The organism is Tritonibacter litoralis (genome assembly GCF_009496005.1).
Classification (GTDB): Bacteria; Pseudomonadota; Alphaproteobacteria; order Rhodobacterales; family Rhodobacteraceae; genus Epibacterium; species Epibacterium litoralis.
Genome location: NZ_WIBF01000001.1, coordinates 47,578 through 62,781 on the forward strand (window position 1 = coordinate 47,578; position 15,204 = coordinate 62,781).

Sequence of the window (15,204 nt, forward strand, 5' to 3'; positions counted from 1 at the left end):
GGAAAGGCGAAGAAAACCGATGTCGATCTGGGAATATGCGAACCCAAAAAAGTTTCTGGCAACCTCGGAAAAGGTGATGCCAGCCCTGTGGGTCCTGTCCATCGCGCTCTGTGTGGGCGGGTTGATCTGGGGCTTTTTTCTGACGCCCGACGACTATCGCCAGGGATCAACGGTCAAGATCATCTTTATCCACGTACCTGCTGCGCTGATGGCGATAAACGCCTGGTTCATGATGTTGGTGGCCTCTCTGATCTGGGTGATCCGTCGCCACCATGTCAGTGCTCTGGCGGCCAAGGCGGCCGCCCCGGTGGGTGTAGTCATGACGCTGATTGCGCTGATCACCGGCGCGATCTGGGGCCAGCCCATGTGGGGCACCTGGTGGGCCTGGGATCCGCGCCTCACGTCCTTTTTGGTGCTGTTTCTGTTTTACCTCGGCTATATTGCTCTGTGGGAGGCGATTGAGGATCCGGACACAGCTGCCGACCTGACGTCCATCCTGTGTCTGGTGGGATCTGTCTTTGCGGTGCTCAGCCGCTATGCAGTACTGTTTTGGAACCAGGGGCTGCATCAGGGGGCGTCTGTGATGCGGGCAGGGGCCGTGGCAGGGGATACCGAGGAACGGGTGAGCAACGTGTTTGCAACGCCCTTGTTTGTCTGTATGGGCGGCTTTGCCCTCTTGTTTCTGGTGCTGGTCCTGTATCGCACCGGAACCGAAATTCGCGCACGCCGGATCAAGGCGTTGTTGGCACGGGAACGTTTGGAGGCAGAAGCCTGATGGTTGATCTTGGAAAATATGCGGACACGGTCTTGTCAGCCTATGCGGTCTCGCTGCTGATGCTGGTGGCACTGGTGGTCTTGTCCATCCGCCGCGGCCGCAAGGTGCGCGCGGAAATGGAAATGATCGAAGAACGAGGGCGCAAACATGGTTAAGGTTTCTCCGCTGATGGCCGTGCCGGTTCTGATCTTTGGCGCCTTTGCTGGGCTGGCCTTCTTTGGGCTGCAACGCGAAGACCCCGAAGGCCTGCCCTCGGTCCTGGTCGGGCGCAGCGCGCCCGAGGTCACATCGGCTCCGCTGTTGGACCATCCTGAATTTCAGACCAGTGATCTGATGGGAGAGGGCGTCAAACTGGTCAACTTCTGGGCCAGCTGGTGCGCACCGTGTCGCGCCGAACATCCCAACCTGATGGAACTGGCCAAAGAGTTTCCGATCTATGGCATCAACCAGGATTACGGTCAGCAAGAGGCGCAGGGTTTTCTGGATGAGCTGGGGAACCCCTATTCCGGGCTTTTGTATGATGTTAAAAAGCGTCAGTCGATTGATTGGGGCGTTTACGGCCTGCCGGAAACCTTTGTCATCGACGGCAAGGGCAAGATCCTGCTGCGCATCGCGGGTCCATTGACCCAACGCGTGATCGAAAACAGTTTGAGGCCGGTTCTGGACCCCAACAGTTAGAACTGCAAAACCCGCCGATTCTGGCGGGTTTTTGTTATCCTGTTGTGATCGTCTAGCGATGCGTTGCCTTCGGCAGGATCACACCACTTGGAAGGATCTGTGGATCTGTTCCTCGGCAATCAGCTCGGCGACCTTGTCAAACACACCGCTCTGAGCGCGCCAGTCCAGGTAATCGTCATGTGCTTCACTGTCCTGCCACATCTGAACAAGGGCAATCTCATTCAGTGAGCGGTTGTGGTAGACTTCGGCCATTTTGCAGCCTTCAAATGCACGCGTTTCAGGCAGAACCGAGCTCAACAAGTTGAGAAGATCGTCAAAACACTCTTCGGAAGGAACCAAGGTCACAATAATCGCTTCTGTCATAAGCCGCTCGCAAAGTCGCTGATTTCAAATATTCTTTAAACTTCTTAACTGTTTTTTTGACCCCAGACTTTGGTTTTACGCAAGCGTTACGTTCACCTTTGTGTGAAAAAGTTGTTAACGTGTTAATCTTGATCGGCTGCAAAATTTGTGGGTACAAATGGATCTGGTTTGCGAGAAGTGTGATCCTCCCGTGTTGTATCAAGTCACGGTAAAATGACGTTTTTACGGGTGTTTCGTGCTCTCCTAACCATCAAGAATGATTGATTGGTCAGTTCTTTCGCCAGTCGTTACCTTTGATTTAGGAAATCTGGGGGACCTGTTTATGCGCATCCTGTCCGCTGCCGCCTTAACAATTGGACTTGTTTGCTCGTCATTTAGCGTTCACGCACAAGACGTGGGTGAAACGCGATCGGTGCAAAATGCACCCGTTGTTGTTGAGCTTTATACGTCACAAGGCTGTTCATCCTGCCCGCCAGCAGATGAGCTGCTGACCCTTCTTGCCCAACAGGATGATGTGTTGGCGTTGGCCTTGCATGTGGACTATTGGGACTACATCGGCTGGAAAGATGAGTTCGCATCGCCTGCGCATACCAAACGGCAAAAGGGCTATGCCCACGCAGGTGCGCGCCGCATGATCTATACGCCGCAGATGGTGATCATGGGTTATGAGGATGTGGTAGGAGCCAATGCACCGGCGGTGGCCGAGGTGATCCGCAAGTATCGCCAGACCCCGCAGCCGGTTGCGTTACGTGCCGAACAGGTTGGGGCCGAGGTTACACTGAAGGCATTGGCCCAGCAAAATGTGTCCGGCTCGGAACCTTTGTTGATCCACCTGGCCCGGTATGAGCCGATGCAAACCGTGTCCATCACGCGTGGTGAGCTGCGCGGGCACACGCTAAACTACGCAAATGTCGTCGAAGAGCTTTCGGTGATCGGCCAATGGGATGGATCCGGCGAGTTTTCGGTCACAATTCCTGTTGAGGGCTCTGAAAAAACGGCGTTTTTTGTACAGCAAGGGGCCCACGGCCGGATTGTCGGTGCGCTGAAGCTGGATTGATTTAGTCAGACACTGCCGTGGGAGAGCTCTGTGCATAGGGCTTCCACCGGCGGTGGATCCAGAACCATTGCCCCATGTGGTCTTGCACAACTTTTTCCAGATCCTGTGTGACTTCGGTGGTCATGCGCAGGGCGTCGGTGTGTTCGATCGGCTCTTTCATGATGATCTCGAAATCCAGGCCGTTTTCCTGGCGCACCGCGTATACCGGGATCATGACGGCTTTGAACTTTAGCGCCAGTTCCGCAGTGACCAAGGACGTGAGCGCAGGTTTGCCAAAAAAATCGATCGGGCTGCCGCCGATGGCGTGAAGATCGGTCACAATCGCCAGATTGCCACCTTGTTTCAGAAACCGCACCATTTCGACCATGCCGCGTTTGCCCTGTTCGAACATCGGCTTGCCGGTGTCATGCATCGCCTTTACGTAATGTTCGTTGAAATAGGGATTGGCCATCCGCCGATACAGTGCGCCCATTGGAAACCCAAGGCTCATCAATTTGACCCGTGCCGCGTCATAATTGCCAAAATGGGCCGTCACAAAAATCACCGGCCGCCCGTCCGCTTTGGCCTGTTCCAAGGCTGCCAGACCAGGCCCGCCGATTTTGGCGGCACGGGCGCGCTCCCAGAAGGGTTGACCCGCATAAAATTCAGCAACCGTGCGGCCTGCATTGTCGGCAACCTCATGGCAGATCCGCTGGGCTTCAGGCTCGGGCAAATCCGGCAGCACATAGGATAAATTGCGCCGGATCCGCTTGCGGATCCCAAGCACGCCGGACAGCCGTCGCACCAACCCACCCATCAAACGCAAGCGCAACGCATATGGAAACAACCCCAACAGCTTGATCGTGCCGCGCAATATCAGATTGCTCGTGAAATACTGCGCTTTTTGGATACGTGTCAGGTCTTTTCGGGAATTGGACATAGGGCGGCGGGGCCTGCGGGGCTGGATAGGGTTCAAGAGAGCACCTTATACGCAGCCACCGCAGGGACAAGCAACCCGTAACAAAAGGGGACAAACGGGTGCCTGTTGGGCTTTATTCCTCGTCGTCCTCATCTGGTTCCGCCGACTTCAACTCGATCTCACCGTTTACGACCATGTCGCGCAACGCACTGACGATATTGGACATTGCGGTTTCACCCGCTTTACGTGGGACCTTTCCGCGCTCCGCAACTTCTTCACGAATATTGGTGGCCATACGCGCAGACATATTGCCAAGGAGGAACTCGCTGGCGGCAACATCCTCGTCTGCTTTGCCATAGGCGATGGCGGTCACCAGATCCTGCTGGGGAACCACTCGGGTGATTTTCGGCACATCGGTGGGGCTGAGGCGTGTGCCGATCAGCGCAAAAGTGAACAGGGATTTGCGTACATCTGTGGCGAATTCCTGATCTTCCTCGTCCAGCGCGTCCATAACTTCGTCGCGTTTGGCCGAGGGCGATTCTGTCAGAATCGCACCAACACGTTCGCCCGGCGTCTGGTTGAACGCCATCTCGGGACGCGCATCCACCTGGGCGGCCAGCGACAGGCCAATGCGGTCAACGGTGTCAGGTGTCACAGATCCGGTTTGACGCACGGCATAGGTGATGCGGCGGGCTAGGGGGCCTGGCAGGCAGGCCAGCATGCTGGCCGCTTTGCCTGTGTCCAGCATCGACAGCATAACGGCTGCAACCTCGATACTTTCGGCTTGGGCCAATGTGGCCAGATCTTCGGGCGGCAGCTGTTTCAGACGTTGCCACGGATCTCCGAACTGGCGCACCCCGGCTTCCTTGCGAAGGCGGCTGTAGGTATGGCGGCTGATCTTGCCCTCCATGGCGGACAGCGCACCGGCCAAACCGTTGGGGAAGGACAGGCCCACATTGTCCAGCATATCTGCAAATTCAGCAGCAACCGCGTTCAGCGTGTTGCGATCCACCAGACGCATTTTACCCATTTGGCGGGTCAACTCGGTCTGTAACTCTTCGGGAAGTTCCTCAATCGGGATATCGGCGCCTTCATTCAACAGAAGGCGCACGACGATGGCTGCCTTGGCCTTGCCGCTCAGCTCCACTTTGGGCGCTGCGGACATTGGCGTTTCCGCCATGGGCATCCGGGCAGGCTCTGCTGCGGGCATCGGCGCAAGGGCGGGAAAGTCGCCAAATTCATTCCCCATACCAATATCGGGGAGCGCCAAAGCTGTGTCTTGTTCCATTCTTGAGCCTCAACCAGAAAGATTCTTCTTTGGTGACAGGTTCAAGATAGGCCCGCAGCAGTAAATAAAGCCTTAGCCTCAATAGCTAAATGTGCGCCCGTCTTCCAAAGCGGTCCGCAACGAGACTTCTGCCCAGCTGTCCGTGCCGCCGCGGGTACGGATCTCTTTCCACTGTGCAAAGGCTTCGCCCAGACGCCCTTCTTCTACCAGACCCTGACCATAATAAGAGCGGGCCAAAAGGTTATTGGGATCGTTCTCCAGCGCGGCCTGATAATACTGTTTTGCCAGATCCAGATCGCCTTGTTTGCGGTGGGTAAAGCCCCAATACGTCTGAACACGGCTTTCGGTTTGATCCGTCATGGCGGCCAATACCGCCTGTGCGGCCTCAATGCGTCCGGCATAGGCCAGCGCGCGGGCGTCATCGAACAACTGATCGTCATTCAACGAGGATTGCTGAGGTTTGACGCATTTTCCTTTGTCGGCGTCATACACACGTTTGCCCCAGCATTTCTTGACAGTGTCGGTGGGTTTGGGCGGGGTGAAATCATCATCGCCTGCGGCAAAGCCAGCGACAGGAAGCATCACGAGAGCGGCAATAATAGGAAGGCGCATATTGGTTTCTCCAAAGAACAGAGCACTATGTGAACGTAGTACATAACCTACAATACGGATGCTATTTTTCTAAAGCTCGCAGATATGTGAAGAAGCACCCGCAAGCCAAGAAACCGAAATCAATAAATCGAACGGCTCGGCCAAGGTGTTGAAATCATGTTGACAAAATTTTCAACACCCAGGGGGAAAAATAAAGAAGCCCCGTCATTTCTGACGAGGCTTGTAGATTTTCTGCGGTTTCGCGATTTTACGCGCCAAACACACGCTTGAAAATCGTGTCCACATGTTTGGTGTGGTAGTCCATATTGAACTTCTCGTTGATGCCGTCTTCGCCCAGGGCCGCGACCACATCTGCGTCTGCCAGCAGCTCTTCACGGAAGTCAGTGCGCAACTCCCAGACTTTGAGCGCATTGCGCTGCACCATGACATAGGCGTCTTCGCGGCTCACACCGGCTTGGGTCAGCGCCAGCAGTACGCGCTGGGACATCACGAGGCCGGGGAACTTGTTCATATTGTCGAGCATGTTTTCTGGGAACACGAGCATCTTGTCGATCACACCGGTCAGACGCGCCAGTGCAAAGTCCAGCGTCACACAGGCATCCGGGCCAATCGCGCGTTCAACGGAGGAATGTGAGATATCGCGCTCGTGCCACAGGGCGACGTTTTCCATCGCGGGGATCACGGCGGCGCGCACCAGACGGGCCAGACCGGTCAGGTTTTCGGTCAGAACCGGGTTTTTCTTGTGCGGCATCGCCGAGGAGCCTTTTTGCCCCATGGAGAAGAATTCCGCCCCTTCCAGCACCTCGGTGCGCTGCATGTGACGGATTTCAATCGCGACGTTCTCAATGGAAGACGCAATCACGCCGAGCGTCGCAAAGAACATCGCGTGACGGTCGCGCGGGATCACCTGGGTCGAGATCGGCTCTGCGATCAGGCCCAGTTTTTCGCAGACGTGCTGCTCAACCGCCGGGTCGATATTGGCAAAGGTGCCCACGGCACCCGAGATTGCACCGGTTGCGATTTCTTCACGGGCCAGTTTCAGACGCGCCAGGTTGCGGTCCATCTCGGCGTAGAAACGGGCAAAGGTCAGGCCCATTGTGGTGGGTTCCGCGTGGATGCCGTGGGAGCGGCCCACACGAACAGTGTCCTTATGTTCGATGGCGCGTTTCTTCAGGGCGGCCAGCAGGCCTTCCATGTCCTTGATCAGGATATCGGCAGAGCGCACCAGCTGCACGTTCAGGCAGGTGTCCAGAACGTCCGAGGAGGTCATGCCCTGATGGACAAAACGCGCCTCTTCCGACCCGACGTGTTCCGCTAGATGCGTGAGGAACGCAATGACGTCATGTTTGGTGACTGCTTCGATCTCATCGATGCGGGCCACGTCGAATTCAACGTCTTTGGCTTTCCAGACCGCTTCCGCATTTTCCCGCGGGATCACACCCAAATCCGCCTGTGCGTCACAGGCATGGGCCTCGATCTCATACCAGATGCGGAACTTGGTCTCAGGAGACCAGATGGCAACCATTTCGGGACGGGAATAGCGGGGGATCATGGGCGTAGGCACCTCTGTATGAATTCGGCAGCAGATGCGCGCGGTTTAGTCGAGGATTGTCAAAACAGCAAGGGGCCGCCACCCCGGAAGAGATGGCGGCCCGGTGGAAAATACTAAGAAATGCAGGTGATCAGCGTGGCGCGGGTGTTACCTCGGACAGACGCGTGATGACTTTGGCCCCTTGTTCCAGGGTACGGTGCACCGGGCATTTGTCGGCGATCTCTAACAGTTTGGCCTGTTGCGCGGCGTCCAATGGTCCACACAAGCGGATCACGCGGGTAAACTGGTCGATCTTGGCCGCCGCGCCCGGAAAGGCATCCTGGGCGTGCACCTTGTCGTGGCAGACATCGACGCTGATCCCATCCAGCGGCCATTCCTTGCGGCGGGCATACATGCGGATGGTCATCGAGGTGCAGGCGCCAAGCCCGGCGGCAATAAATCCATAAGGCGACATGCCGCGATTGGTGCCACCATAGGCTTTGGGCTCATCTGCCAGCGTATGGTGGTAGGGACCGGATTGAATGTCCTGGAGGAACCCGTTTGGGTCGGCCTCACTGACGCGCAGCACACCTTCGGGCGCACCCGGCGGCGGGGCTGGGGGCGACAGATCCACATAACGACCCGCCCAGGCGGCAATCACCTCGGCGGCGTACTCCGCGTCGCGCGGGCGTGAGATCAGATGGTCCGCATCGTCGAGGGTGACAAAGCTTTTGGGATGTTTCGCTGTGCCAAAGATCGAGGCGGCATTGTCAATGCTGACGGTGGCGTCCTGCGGCGCGTGCATCACCAGAAGGGCAGCCCTGAGGTCGGCAATGGCCAGATCTAGCTCAGCGGCGCGGATGTCATCCACGAATCCCTTGCCAATCACAAAGGAGCGCCCCCCCAAAGAGACTTCTGCCGATCCCTGAGATTGAATTTCGGGCAGGGCGTCCTCAAAATGATGGGCCACATGGGCCGGGTCAAAAGGCGCACCCAAAGTCACCACGGCCTTGACCGAAGGGATGCCAGCGCGGGCGCGCAAAACGGCGGCCCCACCCAGAGAGTGACCAATCAAAAGATCCGGTGGCATGTCGCGATGGGTCAGGAATTGCGCCGCTCGGATCAGATCCTGAACGTTTGAAGAGAAGTCCGTATTTTCAAACTCGCCCTCGGAATGGCCAAGCCCGGTAAAGTCAAAACGCAGCACAGCAATCCCCATACCAGCCAGACGCGCCGAGATCCGACGGGCGGCGGGAATGTCCTTGGAACAGGTGAAGCAATGGGCAAACAGGGCCGTGGCCAGAACCGGCCCGTCAGGCAGGTCCAGTCGTGCGGCCAAAGGGGTTCCGGCGTGGCCGGCAAAGGTGATCCGTTCAGTGGGCATGAGGCTTGGCTTTTGTGGCTGTGTCGCCCTAAGGTGCGGGCTTGCGGCGGGCAGGGCAAGGCACAGCCGCAAGTTGTCACAAAGAGGTGAAAGAACATGACCCAAACGCGGCTGGATGGCGTGGGATGTTACAATCCGGCGTCGGAACGTGATCATGCCATGTGGGCCAAGTTACAGGATTTTTGCGCCAGCGAGCCACGTGCCTTTGAACGCGATCCTGAAACAGGTCATGTCACCGGCTCTGCCTTTGTCTTGTCGCCGGATCTGTCGGCTGTTTTGTTGACACATCACGCGAAACTGAACCGCTGGCTGCAGCTGGGCGGGCATTGTGATGGGATTGCCGATGTGCCCTTTGTGGCGTTGAAAGAAGCCTATGAGGAAAGCGGGCTTTCACGGATCACGCCGATCGGCGCAGAGGTGTTTGACGTCGATGTGCATGAGATCCCGGCCAATGCAAAAGAGCCTGCGCATCTGCATTATGACGTCCGCTTTCTGTTTCGCGCGGAGGGGCGTGATTTTAAAGTGAGTGATGAGTCCCATGATCTGGCCTGGGTGCCAATCGCCGAGCTGGAGCAGATGAGTGATGCGCCATCGGTTTTGGTGTTGCGTGACAAGCTTGCGCGGTTTTTAAGCGGAGGCGCTTGATGGCGCCACAGGTTGTGCCGCAATCCCTTTGGGAGGGATTGCGGCGGGTTGGCGGCACCCGGAATTGAGGTAAGGGATCACTATGATTTTGCAAAAAACACTTCCCTATGACCCGTTTGCGCCCAAACCCTTGCCCGGGATCATGCCGCTGAAATCAGAGGACTGGTTGAAGCAGGATGACTGTGCAGCGGCCCAAATTGACTTGCGTCAGCGTTTGATCGAAGAGCGCGCCCAAGATGTTTTGGCCTTGGCCCCTGCGGCCATGGAGGCGGCGCAAGAGTTGTTAGAGCATGTGGCCGCGCAGCTTTTTCCGGGACAGGATGATGTGGTCTCTGTGAGCGATGGCACGTCAGTGCAATTAGATTATTGTGATCCGATGCGGAGTTTGGGGCGGATTGCGCAACAGGACTTTTGCATTTTGCAAAAACCTGAGGGCGCAGACGAGCATGTGTTGACGGGTGCTGTCCTGTGCTTTCCGGCGAGCTGGCGGTTGGCGGATAAGTTCATGCGCCCGCTCACACAGATCCACGTGCCGGTGCCGGAGTATGATGCGCAGATCGCAAAACGCGTACAGCGCTTGTTTGATGGGGTGCAGGTGGGGCGGCCGCTGTGGCGGTTCAATGCGCTGTGGTATGACAGCGCGGATCTTTATCATCCCGACCGGGATCCGGTCGCGCCGCATCTGGATCGCAATCAGGCGGGGCAGTTTCTGCGCAGCGAGTTGCAGAGCATTTTACGCCTGCCAAAGACACAGGCGGTGGTGTTTTCCATCCACACGCGGGTCCTGTCCCGCGCGGACGCGCTTGCGATGTCGCGCGTCAGTGCAGAAGGTTGATCGCAGCCCGCACCATGCCGGCGCTGTCGAGATAGAGAACCAAAGCCGTCAGCAGAAGGATTTGAAAACTGTAGCGCAGCTCGGTGGTGCGCAGCAGATGTACGGTTTCTGCGGCTTTGACGAAGGGGCGCACAATGCGCTGCAACACGCCGGGCTTGGTCTGCGGCGGGTGCTGCAAGCTGGCCACTGCATCCGGGACAAGACCGGGCTCTACGTCATCGGCCAAGATTTCGTCGATATGATTATCCAACGCGCGGGCTGTGATATCCACCGGGTCAAAGACGGAGCGGCCCCGTGGGCGCGTGTCGGTCTGAGAGATCTGCGCATTGGCGCTGTCTACGGCGTCTAAAAATCGGTCCAATGGCATTGGATCCGGCTGGAGTGCGGGCTCCAAAAGCGCGACGGATGTACCGCCGTGCCAATAGGCAAAATCATCGGCTTCGGCCAAGGGCATTTCAAAGGCAGGAACCAGAGCCTCAGGAACTTGGGCGTCGGGGGCTGTTTCCAGATTGTTCAGATCCACCGGCTCAAAGGCGCTCAGAAACTCGTCGCGTGACAACAGAACCGGCGTGTTGAGCCATTTGATGCTGATGGGGTTCAGATCATTTGCGAGGTTGAACAAGACCGCCGCCAGCAGCATTTCGGTGATTTCTTGGTCGCAGAATTCGGGGAACAGGGGCGTTAGCCGCAGTTCCAGCGTGTCACCGGCCCATTGGGGCGCTTTCCATCCCCGTTTCATCTGCGGGCGATGACGCAGTTCGACGGTGAATTGGTCCAGCTCCATACGTATGGACGCTGAGTTGCGGGCAGCAAAAGCATGTACGTCGTGACCGTGATCTTCAAAGGTATCAATCACAATCGGGGTCGCACGGGACAGCGCATCCGAAAAGGCGCCGCCAAAGCCAAGCTTACCTTTAAAAAAGTTCTCTTTATCCATCACCAGGGTTCTCCCATTGGCTGTACCGTTGAGAGAACGATAAAATTTGAAATAGCAAAAAGTAGGGCGGTGGTTCGGGTTTTTGTGCCTCATTTGGTGCGCCGGGTCAGGCAAATGAGGCAGCGTAAAATGCTACTTAAATCAGTGTATTAAAAGGAATTTTTATATTTTCCTTTTGGAATAAGACAAAAGCAAGGCGGGTCCTTTCCTTATTTCTGCCTTGCAGCGTTAAGCTTAGATTCGAAACGGGCGATACGAGCCGTCTAATTGTCGATCCGCGCGCCCATCAGGGCCAATGACTGCTGATAGACTGTTGCAGCATTCCATTCTTTCAGAACTTTAAAATTTGGCTGGCCCTGTTGATAGCCTTTTCCGGGCTTCCAGCCCTTCTTGCGCAGGAAATGCGCGGTCGAGGCCAGCGCGTCCTGAAAATTATAGAAATCCACGCGTCCGTTGCGATCCCAATCCACGCCGAACTGCAGCGCATTGCCAGGCAGGAATTGTGTATGGCCCAGCTCACCGTGTTTGGCCCCTTTGGTTGTGCCGGTGATGGCACCTTGGTCCACCAGTTTCAACGCGCCGATGGCGTGGGGTTCAAAAAAAGCGGACCGGCGGCAGTCATAGGTCAATGTCACAATGGCGGAGACAACGTTGCTGTCGCCCATATAGTTGCCAAAAGCGGTTTCCATCCCGTGGATCGCGATCAGAACCCCAGAAGGCACGCCGTATTTCTGTTCCAGCGCCGCATAGAAGGCTGCGTTTCGGGCTTTGTGGCGACGTCCCTGTGCGACGATGGTGTTTGCGCCGCGGATCTCCATGAATTTTTCAAGCGAATAGCGAAAGCTTTTTTGGTTGCGATCCGCTGCAATGGTCCGGGTGGCATATCGAGCCTGCGCCAAGGCGGTGAGACCTGCGCCTTTGACGCCTGCGCGTTTCGCTGTGCGGGCAAAGTCGCCTTTCCAGGCGTCAAACCCTGCGGATGTATTGCCACATTGCGCCGCAGCGGCGGGGGATGCCAGACCAAGCGCTGCAACTATTAAACCGGCCCAAAGACGTGATTTACCCAATACTCAGCCCTCTTTGATGTTTCTGTGGTCGACCTTAGGTCAGATTGGTCGGCCAAAGCAATTCAGCCCTTGGCAAAAGCCTCAGGCGCGGCCAAAGCCAGCCCATCGGCAACCGCCGTCATCGCGTTATCCGTTTCGGCCACCCCATTGGGGCACAGATCCGCAAGCGCAGATTGAACCGTTGTCAAAAGCGAAGAGCCGCCCACCAGAACCAGGCGGGTCACATCTGTTGGGGTCACACCAGCCTGGGTCAGGGTTTCTGCGGCGGCAGATCGGATGGTCTCCATCGAGGGGGTAAGGGAGTGGTGCATTTCAGTCGCGGCAAGCGGCGCGGCGAGCCCGCGTTCCAACAGACGCAGATCAATACGGGCCTCGGCCGCGGGTGTATTGGCTGCGATCTTGCCTGCTTCCACCGCAAAGGCCAGATCATGGCCCACTTCCTCTTCCAGGACAGAGACCAGCCGCGCCAGTTTCTCCGGCTCCTGGGCGTGACGGTGCAGATCTTCGGCCATGCGGCGGGTTTCCCCGTTATACAGGAAGGGGATCATTTGCCAGGTCGCCAGATCGTTGAACAGCCGGGCAGGGGCCGTCAGGCTGCCGCTGCCCATGGCATTGTTGATCTGTGTCCCACGCCCCAACAAGGGCATCACGTGGTCGATGCTGATCTGCCGATCGAAATCGGTGCCGCCCAGACGCACACCATGGCTGGCAAGGATCTGCGCCGGTTGACCGTCTTCTTGAACAAAGGCGGTAAAGTCGGATGTACCCCCGCCGATGTCCACCACCAGCCCCAGACCTGCGTCGGTTTTGGCAGCCCGCAGCGCAGCCTCGGGCTCATACATAAAGGTAACGTCCTGAAACCCGGCTTCCTTGTAGCACGCTCGCAAGTCTTCTTCGGCTTGCGCATTGCGAGCCTCATCGGCGCTGTGAAATCGCACGGGCCGTCCCGACAGCGCATGGGTGAACTCTATCCGGGTCTGGGCCTCGGCGCGTTTCTTCACCTCGCCCAGAAACCGCGCGATAATGGTCACAAACGTCAGCCGCTCGCCGCCCAATCGCCGTTGTTCGTGCAGAAGCGGCGTGCCCAGCAGGCTTTTGAGCGCGCGCAGAAACCGGCCCTCGTCGCCGTTGATCAGCCCCCGCGTGGCACTGCGGCCGATTTTCATTCGGGTGGGGTTCACCTCAAAGAACACAGCCGTCGGCAGGGTGTTTTCGCCGGGTTCCAATTCCACCAACCATGGCCGCCCATTTACCGCAATTCCCGCAGCCGAGTTGGAAGTGCCAAAGTCGATGCCAAGGGTTTGGGGTGTCATGAGCGGTCTCCGGGCTGTGGGGAAACTGCTGGCTAATGCGGCGGGACAGACGATGCAAGACGAAAGGATCCGATGTCATCAAAACATCACCGTTTGACCGGGACGTGCCTTGAACGCTTGCCGCATACAGTCCGAAAATGTGTCCAGAAACCGCTTTGGGGACCGCTCCGCTTCTGCGGGAAGAGGTTATCATTGGAAAGTTGTCCGCTACGCCGAGTGCGAGGCCTCGCAACCTCGTAAGAAGTTTCGCAAGACCTTGGTTGCAAAGAGATGCCCCTGTGAACACGGCGGCACAGGCCTATCTGAGTAGAGCTAGGCCATCGAGCGCGCTGAAGCATGATCGATATCCTGAAGTCTGCCGGAGAAAAGGCGTTCAGACGTCACCGAGCGCCGGAATCAGAGGCTTCATCGCTCAGCACTTTCTTTGCCGTACGGAAGCATTCCAACCCCTGTGGGACGCCACAGTAAATGGCAACGGCATGAATGATGGCCCGTATTTCTTCCTTGGTGACACCGTTGTTGATGGCGCCTCGGCAATGCAGTTCCCATTCGGTCATCTTGCCCAGGGCCCCGATCATTGCCAAGTTCATCATCGAGCGGGTCTTGGCGTCGATCGTCTCATCTCCCCAACCAAAGCCCCAGCACCAAGCCGTCATGGCCTCCTGAAAGGGGCGGGTGAACTCGTCTGCCGCGGCGAGGTTCTTCTCTACATATTCTGCGCCCAGAGTCGCCTTGCGTTGCTCAAGGCCTTTCAAAAAAAGCTCTTCATCAAAAGTCGCCATCGTGTTCTCCCTCAAGTGGTAATGCCTTCGGTTATGACGATGTTTGCCGTGCAGGCCGCATCGCGATGTGCGCGCGCCGACTGGTACTCGGGCGAGCGGTAGCAGGCGAGCGCCTGAGCTTTGCTCTCAAATTCAATAACCACATGCCGTTGAAAAGCCGGACCTTCCAGCGTTTCGCCAGCGTCGCCTCGCACCAAGAACTGGGCCCCGTATTTAGCAAAAGCTGCAGGTGCATGTTGCTGATAGCCTGCATATCGGGCCGGGTCAGTAACGGTGACAAAAGCAATCCAGTATCCTTTAGCCATTGTCTCGCTCCGTATCGACATTCTTCAAAAAGCCCTGCGCCGTTTTGGCGGCATCGGTGATATGCTCTTCCACTGCAGCGCGCGCGGCGGCAGCGTCGCGACTGAGGATCGCGTCGTGGATCGACCTCATATGGCTCATGCCTGATGTTTCTCGATCGCGTGCAGCTATTGTCAGAGCGCGCAGACGGCTGATACGTCCGTTTAGGCGCTGAACGATTTCCCAAGCGACGGTGTGCCCCGCCTCTAAGAAGATCAGCTCGTAAAAGCGCGTGGTCGCATGTAAAAGCTGTGCCCATTCCGTGTCATCCATCGTGGCTTCAACAGCCCTGAGAGCACTCGTCAGTTTTCGGCCAAACCCTTTGCCTTGAGCCAAGGTGCAGGCCGATGCGGCGGAACCTTCCAGCAGCAAGCGCACGTCATAAATCTGCTTTGCCTGCTCCCAGTTTAGCGTTGCAACAATGGGCCCGTGATTGGGCACGATCTCAACCAGACCTTCGGCTTCGAGGTAGCGGATAGTCTCTCGGACGACCGTGCGGCTGACGCCGAGTTGGTCACACAATGGGCGCTCAACCAGGCGTTCGCCCGGCGCAAAATGGCCTGCGATGATTGCCTCTCGCATCCGGTCTTGCACGATATCGCGCAGGGTTTGGGGAGCTTTGGTGATCTTTTGCAATTGGGTTTCTGTCATGCCCTGTGCTTATCAGGGCGACGGAGAGGCTTCAAGTATTCTTGAC

General features: G+C 57.2%; 18 protein-coding genes. 6 read left to right on the plus strand and 12 right to left on the minus strand.

The window, feature by feature from the left end; translation table 11 throughout:
* Positions 1 to 19: 19 nt before the first annotated feature.
* The 3 genes from ccmC to GFB49_RS00245 are packed head-to-tail and all read left to right on the plus strand — an operon-like array spanning position 20 to position 1,453.
* Entirely contained in the window at positions 20 to 775 is a 756-nt protein-coding gene (gene ccmC, locus GFB49_RS00235; RefSeq protein ID WP_153213804.1) for a heme ABC transporter permease CcmC, read from the plus strand.
* The gene (gene ccmD / locus GFB49_RS00240) at positions 775 to 930 is read left to right on the plus strand and encodes a heme exporter protein CcmD (protein ID WP_153213805.1); all 156 of its coding nucleotides are present in this window, start codon (positions 775 to 777) and stop codon (positions 928 to 930) included. Before ccmC ends, ccmD begins: the two co-directional genes overlap by 1 nt.
* Positions 923 to 1,453: a DsbE family thiol:disulfide interchange protein gene (locus GFB49_RS00245; RefSeq protein ID WP_153213806.1), complete on the plus strand. Its 531-nt coding sequence runs from the start codon at positions 923 to 925 to the stop codon at positions 1,451 to 1,453. The genes ccmD and GFB49_RS00245 overlap by 8 nt, the downstream gene beginning before the upstream one ends.
* Before the next feature lie 78 nt (positions 1,454 to 1,531).
* Here GFB49_RS00245 and GFB49_RS00250 read toward each other — a convergent pair whose 3' ends face one another.
* A complete protein-coding gene (locus GFB49_RS00250) occupies positions 1,532 to 1,816 on the minus strand; it encodes a putative quinol monooxygenase (RefSeq protein WP_153213807.1) in 285 nt (94 codons plus the stop codon).
* Between the two features lie 394 nt (positions 1,817 to 2,210).
* Here GFB49_RS00250 and GFB49_RS00255 point away from each other — a divergent pair, with 394 nt between their 5' ends.
* Positions 2,211 to 2,873 (plus strand): DUF1223 domain-containing protein, encoded by a 663-nt coding sequence (locus GFB49_RS00255; RefSeq protein ID WP_343032421.1) that lies wholly within the window; start codon positions 2,211 to 2,213, stop codon positions 2,871 to 2,873.
* 1 nt (position 2,874) lies between these two features.
* Here GFB49_RS00255 and GFB49_RS00260 read toward each other — a convergent pair whose 3' ends face one another.
* From GFB49_RS00260 to GFB49_RS00280, 5 genes are all read right to left on the minus strand, one after another.
* Entirely contained in the window at positions 2,875 to 3,792 is a 918-nt protein-coding gene (locus GFB49_RS00260; RefSeq protein WP_153213808.1) for a lysophospholipid acyltransferase family protein, read from the minus strand.
* Positions 3,793 to 3,904: 112 nt separating this feature from the next.
* Positions 3,905 to 5,059 (minus strand): flagellar motor switch protein FliG, encoded by a 1,155-nt coding sequence (locus tag GFB49_RS00265; RefSeq protein ID WP_153213809.1) that lies wholly within the window; start codon positions 5,057 to 5,059, stop codon positions 3,905 to 3,907.
* Between the two features lie 78 nt (positions 5,060 to 5,137).
* Positions 5,138 to 5,671, minus strand: coding sequence for a tetratricopeptide repeat protein (locus GFB49_RS00270; RefSeq protein WP_153213810.1), 534 nt, complete (start codon positions 5,669 to 5,671; stop codon positions 5,138 to 5,140).
* A 247-nt stretch (positions 5,672 to 5,918) separates the two neighbouring features.
* Positions 5,919 to 7,223: an adenylosuccinate lyase gene (purB, locus tag GFB49_RS00275; protein WP_153213811.1), complete on the minus strand. Its 1,305-nt coding sequence runs from the start codon at positions 7,221 to 7,223 to the stop codon at positions 5,919 to 5,921.
* A gap of 130 nt (positions 7,224 to 7,353) precedes the next feature.
* Positions 7,354 to 8,586 carry a bifunctional alpha/beta hydrolase/OsmC family protein gene (locus GFB49_RS00280; RefSeq protein ID WP_153213812.1) on the minus strand — a complete coding sequence of 411 codons (1,233 nt, stop codon included), beginning with the start codon at positions 8,584 to 8,586 and terminating at the stop codon, positions 7,354 to 7,356.
* A gap of 96 nt (positions 8,587 to 8,682) precedes the next feature.
* Here GFB49_RS00280 and GFB49_RS00285 point away from each other — a divergent pair, with 96 nt between their 5' ends.
* Both GFB49_RS00285 and GFB49_RS00290 read left to right on the plus strand, forming a co-directional pair.
* Complete coding sequence (locus GFB49_RS00285; RefSeq protein ID WP_153213813.1) at positions 8,683 to 9,231, plus strand: NUDIX hydrolase; 549 nt, start codon at positions 8,683 to 8,685, stop codon at positions 9,229 to 9,231.
* 82 nt (positions 9,232 to 9,313) lie between these two features.
* Positions 9,314 to 10,066 (plus strand): heme-dependent oxidative N-demethylase family protein, encoded by a 753-nt coding sequence (locus GFB49_RS00290; protein ID WP_153213814.1) that lies wholly within the window; start codon positions 9,314 to 9,316, stop codon positions 10,064 to 10,066.
* On the opposite strand, the gene GFB49_RS00295 is transcribed toward GFB49_RS00290, so the two are convergent.
* The 6 genes from GFB49_RS00295 to GFB49_RS00320 all read right to left on the minus strand — a co-directional run bounded on the left by GFB49_RS00295 (position 10,050) and on the right by GFB49_RS00320 (position 15,158).
* Positions 10,050 to 11,003, minus strand: a complete 954-nt coding sequence (locus GFB49_RS00295) for a hypothetical protein (protein WP_153213815.1) — start codon at positions 11,001 to 11,003, stop codon at positions 10,050 to 10,052. The two genes, GFB49_RS00290 and GFB49_RS00295, sit on opposite strands and share 17 nt — an antisense overlap.
* Before the next feature lie 263 nt (positions 11,004 to 11,266).
* A complete protein-coding gene (locus tag GFB49_RS00300) occupies positions 11,267 to 12,070 on the minus strand; it encodes a lytic murein transglycosylase (RefSeq protein ID WP_153213816.1) in 804 nt (267 codons plus the stop codon).
* Between the two features lie 62 nt (positions 12,071 to 12,132).
* Positions 12,133 to 13,383 (minus strand): Hsp70 family protein, encoded by a 1,251-nt coding sequence (locus tag GFB49_RS00305; protein ID WP_153213817.1) that lies wholly within the window; start codon positions 13,381 to 13,383, stop codon positions 12,133 to 12,135.
* Between the two features lie 380 nt (positions 13,384 to 13,763).
* Positions 13,764 to 14,165, minus strand: a complete 402-nt coding sequence (locus tag GFB49_RS00310) for a carboxymuconolactone decarboxylase family protein (protein ID WP_153213818.1) — start codon at positions 14,163 to 14,165, stop codon at positions 13,764 to 13,766.
* A gap of 11 nt (positions 14,166 to 14,176) precedes the next feature.
* Positions 14,177 to 14,470 carry a DUF1330 domain-containing protein gene (locus GFB49_RS00315; RefSeq protein ID WP_153213819.1) on the minus strand — a complete coding sequence of 98 codons (294 nt, stop codon included), beginning with the start codon at positions 14,468 to 14,470 and terminating at the stop codon, positions 14,177 to 14,179.
* Positions 14,463 to 15,158, minus strand: coding sequence for a GntR family transcriptional regulator (locus tag GFB49_RS00320; protein ID WP_153213820.1), 696 nt, complete (start codon positions 15,156 to 15,158; stop codon positions 14,463 to 14,465). The genes GFB49_RS00315 and GFB49_RS00320 overlap by 8 nt, the downstream gene beginning before the upstream one ends.
* Positions 15,159 to 15,204: the final 46 nt, after the last annotated feature.

What these genes read in the sequence shown, in the direction of transcription:
- ccmD (WP_153213805.1), top strand. Translation starts at nt 775, where the DNA reads ATGGTTGATCTTGGAAAATATGCGGACACGGTCTTGTCAGCCTATGCG.
- GFB49_RS00290 (WP_153213814.1), top strand. Translation starts at nt 9,314, where the DNA reads ATGATTTTGCAAAAAACACTTCCCTATGACCCGTTTGCGCCCAAACCC.
- GFB49_RS00265 (WP_153213809.1), bottom strand. Translation starts at nt 5,059, where the DNA reads ATGGAACAAGACACAGCTTTGGCGCTCCCCGATATTGGTATGGGGAAT.
- purB (WP_153213811.1), bottom strand. Translation starts at nt 7,223, where the DNA reads ATGATCCCCCGCTATTCCCGTCCCGAAATGGTTGCCATCTGGTCTCCT.
- GFB49_RS00305 (WP_153213817.1), bottom strand. Translation starts at nt 13,383, where the DNA reads ATGACACCCCAAACCCTTGGCATCGACTTTGGCACTTCCAACTCGGCT.
- GFB49_RS00245 (WP_153213806.1), top strand. Translation starts at nt 923, where the DNA reads ATGGTTAAGGTTTCTCCGCTGATGGCCGTGCCGGTTCTGATCTTTGGC.
- GFB49_RS00260 (WP_153213808.1), bottom strand. Translation starts at nt 3,792, where the DNA reads ATGTCCAATTCCCGAAAAGACCTGACACGTATCCAAAAAGCGCAGTAT.
- GFB49_RS00320 (WP_153213820.1), bottom strand. Translation starts at nt 15,158, where the DNA reads ATGACAGAAACCCAATTGCAAAAGATCACCAAAGCTCCCCAAACCCTG.
- GFB49_RS00295 (WP_153213815.1), bottom strand. Translation starts at nt 11,003, where the DNA reads ATGGATAAAGAGAACTTTTTTAAAGGTAAGCTTGGCTTTGGCGGCGCC.
- GFB49_RS00315 (WP_153213819.1), bottom strand. Translation starts at nt 14,470, where the DNA reads ATGGCTAAAGGATACTGGATTGCTTTTGTCACCGTTACTGACCCGGCC.
- GFB49_RS00310 (WP_153213818.1), bottom strand. Translation starts at nt 14,165, where the DNA reads ATGGCGACTTTTGATGAAGAGCTTTTTTTGAAAGGCCTTGAGCAACGC.
- ccmC (WP_153213804.1), top strand. Translation starts at nt 20, where the DNA reads ATGTCGATCTGGGAATATGCGAACCCAAAAAAGTTTCTGGCAACCTCG.
- GFB49_RS00285 (WP_153213813.1), top strand. Translation starts at nt 8,683, where the DNA reads ATGACCCAAACGCGGCTGGATGGCGTGGGATGTTACAATCCGGCGTCG.
- GFB49_RS00250 (WP_153213807.1), bottom strand. Translation starts at nt 1,816, where the DNA reads ATGACAGAAGCGATTATTGTGACCTTGGTTCCTTCCGAAGAGTGTTTT.
- GFB49_RS00280 (WP_153213812.1), bottom strand. Translation starts at nt 8,586, where the DNA reads ATGCCCACTGAACGGATCACCTTTGCCGGCCACGCCGGAACCCCTTTG.
- GFB49_RS00270 (WP_153213810.1), bottom strand. Translation starts at nt 5,671, where the DNA reads ATGCGCCTTCCTATTATTGCCGCTCTCGTGATGCTTCCTGTCGCTGGC.